This window comes from Pseudomonas sp. JL3 (genome assembly GCF_031570575.1).
GTDB lineage: Bacteria > Pseudomonadota > Gammaproteobacteria > Pseudomonadales > Pseudomonadaceae > Aquipseudomonas > Aquipseudomonas cucumis.
This window is the reverse complement of the sequence record NZ_JAKWJK010000068.1, coordinates 1-735: the sequence shown is the minus strand read 5'-3', so window position 1 is coordinate 735 and position 735 is coordinate 1. Positions and strand designations below refer to the sequence as shown.

Sequence of the window (735 nt, the reverse complement as noted above, 5' to 3'; positions counted from 1 at the left end):
GGTGGCGGGCCTGACGCCGGAACACTTGGCCTATGTGATTTACACCTCCGGCTCCACCGGGCAGTCCAAAGGCGTGATGGTCGAGCACCGTTCGGTGTTCAACTTCTGGCAGGTGCTGACCCGCACCACCCACCAGCATTGCCCGACCCCGGCCACCGTGGCCCTGAATGCCGGGTTCTTCTTCGACATGTCGATCAAGGGCATCGCACAGCTATTCTCCGGCCATCGCCTGGTCATCATCCCGCAACTGATCCGCGCCAGCGGCAGCGAGCTGCTGGACTTCCTCGAGCAGCATCAGGTGCACGCCTTCGACTCGACCCCGTCGCAGCTCGACACCTTGCTCGCCGCCGGCCTGCTGGAACGCCACAGCTACCAACCGGTGAGCGTGCTGCTCGGCGGCGAGGCGATCAACGCCGCGACCTGGGAGAAGTTGCGCAACTGCCAGACCATCCATTTCTACAACATGTACGGCCCGACCGAATGCACGGTGGACGCCACCATCGACCTGATCCGCGACCTCGGCGAACGGCCAAGCATCGGCCGGCCGATTGCCAACGTTCAGGTGCATGTGCTGGACGCACGCGGCGAACCAACCCCGCTGGGCGTGGCCGGCGAGCTGCATATCGGCGGTGCCGGGGTGGCCCGTGGTTACCTCAATCGCGATGCGCTGAGTGCCGAACGTTTTATCGTCGACCCGTTCAGCACTGCCCCGAACGCACGCCTGTACAAGACCGG

General features: G+C 64.8%; 1 protein-coding gene. It reads left to right on the top strand.

Features of this window, described 5'->3' with window-relative positions:
• Window positions 1-735, top strand: a 735-nt coding sequence (locus tag MMG91_RS28805) for an AMP-binding protein (protein ID WP_310661453.1), incomplete at both ends; no start/stop codon positions are given.